Raw genomic sequence first — 3,661 nt, 5'->3', positions numbered from 1 at the left:
GGGGTTTAGTAAGTAATCAAGCGGACATGATATAATTAGCTTTGAGTTCTTCAACTTCTATAGCTAGTTTTTTTTCCAGGCTTCTTGCTCAAAAGGGTAGCTTTCTGTGTGAGATGGGCGAGGTACTCGTAGTCTAAAAGTCATCTACCGTAATATCTGCCATCCCCTGTATCTACTCATCTTTGTCCCCGTAACTTCACTTAACCAATCCGCAACTTTTCGCCGATTCCAAAACCCCCCATCTGGCGCGTTTGACTGCAAAGCAAGACAAAAGCTGTGCTTGGTGGATATCGTCTATTAGCGTCTTTGCGAGAGTGATTTTCACTGCGGCGATCGCCTATTCCAGAAATGCCCGACTCGTTATACCTTTTAACTTTAAACTATGAACTTGCTCTGTTTTCTTGATTCATGCAAGAGGTCTATTTCATCCAGTTTAAGAAACATTCCTGAAATTGCTGCGGATTCAATTGTGCAAATACTCTGGCATTTGTTCTGCACATCAGTATTTAGATGCGTTCGCCCTGGCGCGGTTGCTGATTAGATCAGCCGCTAAGTCCTGCGGCGTTCAAGATGAGATTGGCAATTTCATCTGGATGGGTAATCATAGAAAGATGGCTGGACTCCAGCTCAATCGTATTTGCCTTCATCCGATTCGCAAGAAACTTCTCCAACTCAGGCGCAGTTGTTCTATCTTGCGTCGAAACGGCATACCAGGAAGGTTTAGACCTCCACGCCGCCACTGTTGTTCTTGAGGCAAACAGGGTGTCGGCTACTCGCCCCTGAACCGCATATAGAACACGCGCTTTAGCTAGATCGACACCACCAGCAAAGTCTCTCAGGAACGCCTCCTCGCTCAGTTGAGCGAATCCGCCCGAATGAACCAGACCAGCGTTTGCGGGTGGTGTTGGAAATTTTGCAGCAAGCGCCGTATAGTCCTCGTCGGCATCCGGTGCGCGAGCAGCAACATAGACGAGTGTGGAAACTTTGGGATCAATTCCAGCCTCGCTAATCACCGTCCCGGCCCAAGAATGACCGACGAGAACCGTCGGACCGTCCTGCAACGCGAGGATGCGACGTGTTGCTGCAACATCATCTGCCAGCGATGTCAGTGGATTCTGCACCGCAGTCGGCTTGAGTCCAGCTTTTTGCAGGCGTCTAATCACTTCAGACCAACAGGAGCCATCTGCGTAGGCACCGTGAACCAGGACTATGTTGCGGGCGGTGATGTCAGCCTGCGCTTGGACTTTCTTCCTGGAAAGACCAAGGAGCGCGATCGCGCCTCCAGCAACAGCCGTAGCCGTGAAAGTGCGTCGATTGATCATGTCTATATCTCCACCTATTGACTTTGTTCCTAATAACCCAAGTTGCTATTTTTATCGACTGATGTGTGCTTGTTACCATTCAATTCATGCGATCGCAAGATTAAAAATAAAGGTAATGCTGTTTATTAAATTTAGCTGCGTATCAGCTTAGCCTCACCATAACTGCTGAATCTAAAGAAGTTCCAGAACAATCATTTTTTGTTGATTATGTTCAAAAAGCTGTAGCTAAATTAAATTTAGCAAAAATTAAAAGGGTGTATATTCGTGGACAGATAACTGGTAGTAAGCATCCAGATTGGCGGCAAACTATTAATTTACCAGATAATCAGATATTAGCAACGCCTGTTCTTAACACACAAACTTCTCCTGAAAATTCAAAAACTAAATCAAACAAGTTTAATGTATTCAATATTTTAGTTCAATTCCGGAAAATAATTAACACTGTATTTCTGGGAGGAATATTAGGGATACTGGTTTTTAACCTCTGGTGGGAACAACAACCCAAAACTGTAGAATGGGAATATCGAATTGAAAGTTTTGAGGACACTACTTTTGATACAAGTATAAATCAACTGGGAGAGGATAAATGGGAATTAGTCTTTGCACGCAGAGCATTAGCTGGTGAAGATTCTTCCAGTAGAGGAATTTATGAGTGTATTTTTAGAAGAGCCAAAATTAAAAAGTGAAATAGGTTTATTTCAACACACACTACTCAAGTACAAAATCCAGAAAATTGCGGTAAGCGCCAGCCATGCCGTTAGGCTTATCGCTCCCATTCTTAGAGGAAAAATAGCGATCGCTTGCTTAACCTACTGCACAGATTACATTTATGAGTCAATATCCAATAATTCTGATTCCAGGGGAAATTGAGAAAGTCAAATCAGCCCAGCCACCAAAACCCATATTCATATTCACAGAACCGTTACCTCAGCAACCAGGAGCAGAACCGCAGAAACTGAATACAACAGTTATTGCTGTTGAGGCAACCGTCGCCACCGTGCCTAGCGTTGCCATAGCCTCTCAAAGTGGAACAGTGTCAGGGTTATTGTTGTTTTTGGTAACAGCAGGAGCGATCGCAGCCCAGGCATGGCATCAAATCACAACCTACCCTCAACGGAAGCAGAAACATGATCGTGAGGTAGTAACCTATCCCAAGAAGGTAGAAATTTACGAAAAAAAGAAGCGCCAGCATTATGAGGAAGTAAAAGCCACCCAGAGTCCTGAACGAGTAGCTGAGTTTCGCTACAAGCTGCTGCTGCAAGTATTAAACCAAACTGTACCGCAGGATGGTAATGGCAGCACGGCGCTAACAGGAAGAAGGGAAGAACAATTTGGTAATTGCCTCAAACGTTATTTTCCTGACAAAATTCAAACCCAATTAAAAGTTCAAAATCCTAGATACAGTGAAGGTTATCATTACACTTCTGACTTTGCCTATATTGACTCAGATTTAAACCTGTACATTGATATTGAAATAGATGAACCTTATACCCCTCTTCTGTCACTCTCCGGGAGGCCGATCGCTAGAAGCCTGATGAGGCAATCAATACAAGCTATACTATTAGAAAAAAATGGGTCTTGTATTTGTTATTAGAAAAGAATCGCGCGATGCCTGCGGCGGGCTACGCCTACGCTTGCTATACAAAAGCTCTAGAATCCAGAAATGGCAAATGTTTTCGGAGAATGACAGAAGAGGGGTAAAGGTTTGTAGGGTGATAACACAGCCCCTTGGTGTCAACTTAAGTTAAAACCCTTTTAAAACCTCGTTTCCAGCCTTTGGCTGGAAATGCTGCTCATTGCGGCTCTGCCGCTAGCAAGGGAGGCGGCAGCCCCAACGACGTGCGTTCCCAGTCTCAGACTATTGGTGACAACTTAAGAAAAAGGTAAGCTTGTCAACAGGTGCAGCAAGGGAAAAAATGATGGGAAATCCAAGAGTCGGAAACCCAGACCACAAGCGGGATAGAAACATGCCAGCGCCAGAAAACGAAGTAATCGCCGCGCGGATGGAAGAGCTATTAACACCACTGGTATACAATCAACTGTCGTATTACCAGCAGTTGGGACTACGCGACCGAATTCTGGGTTTACCTCTAATGGTGGCAGCAGTATTAACACTACTGTGGCGACAAGTACCATCGGTGCGGGAGTTACATCGGTTATTAAATCGAGAAGACAAGTTGATTGTGCAAAGCAGCTTCTGTATCGCAACAAGCATTGTCTAAGCGATTTCTAGAGTTTCCAGCATCGATATTTGAACAAGTAATGATGGAATTAATTCCAAAGTTATAGCAATCGCCAAGGTGGTTAGGACAAACAGTATAATCTATGAGTAAAGTAAT

At 44.3% G+C, this 3,661-nt stretch carries 3 protein-coding genes and 2 pseudogenes; 3 read left to right on the top strand and 2 right to left on the bottom strand.

What is annotated here, in order from left to right:
* Positions 1-66: 66 nt before the first annotated feature.
* Positions 67-362 (bottom strand): annotated as a pseudogene (locus HWQ41_RS25350) (winged helix-turn-helix domain-containing protein); the annotation flags it as partial.
* 180 nt (positions 363-542) lie between these two features.
* Entirely contained in the window at positions 543-1,322 is a 780-nt protein-coding gene (locus tag HWQ41_RS25345) for an alpha/beta hydrolase (RefSeq protein WP_292769196.1), read from the bottom strand.
* Positions 1,323-1,576: 254 nt separating this feature from the next.
* Between HWQ41_RS25345 and HWQ41_RS25340 the strand changes: the two genes are divergently transcribed.
* The 3 genes and pseudogenes from HWQ41_RS25340 to HWQ41_RS25330 all read left to right on the top strand — a co-directional run.
* Positions 1,577-2,008, top strand: a complete 432-nt coding sequence (locus tag HWQ41_RS25340; RefSeq protein WP_292769194.1) for a hypothetical protein — start codon at positions 1,577-1,579, stop codon at positions 2,006-2,008.
* Between the two features lie 143 nt (positions 2,009-2,151).
* On the top strand, positions 2,152-2,916 hold the full coding sequence (locus HWQ41_RS25335) for a hypothetical protein (protein WP_292769193.1): 765 nt from the start codon (positions 2,152-2,154) through the stop codon (positions 2,914-2,916).
* A 373-nt stretch (positions 2,917-3,289) separates the two neighbouring features.
* A pseudogene (locus tag HWQ41_RS25330) lies at positions 3,290-3,608 on the top strand (IS4 family transposase); the annotation flags it as partial.
* Positions 3,609-3,661 lie beyond the last annotated feature (53 nt).

The sequence above is a fragment of the Nostoc sp. NOS(2021) genome, from assembly GCF_017115025.1.
Classification (GTDB): domain Bacteria; phylum Cyanobacteriota; class Cyanobacteriia; order Cyanobacteriales; family Nostocaceae; genus Nostoc.
This window is presented reverse-complemented; position numbering and strand designations above follow the sequence as displayed.

What these genes read in the sequence shown, in the direction of transcription:
- HWQ41_RS25335 (WP_292769193.1), top strand. Translation starts at nt 2,152, where the DNA reads ATGAGTCAATATCCAATAATTCTGATTCCAGGGGAAATTGAGAAAGTC.
- HWQ41_RS25345 (WP_292769196.1), bottom strand. Translation starts at nt 1,322, where the DNA reads ATGATCAATCGACGCACTTTCACGGCTACGGCTGTTGCTGGAGGCGCG.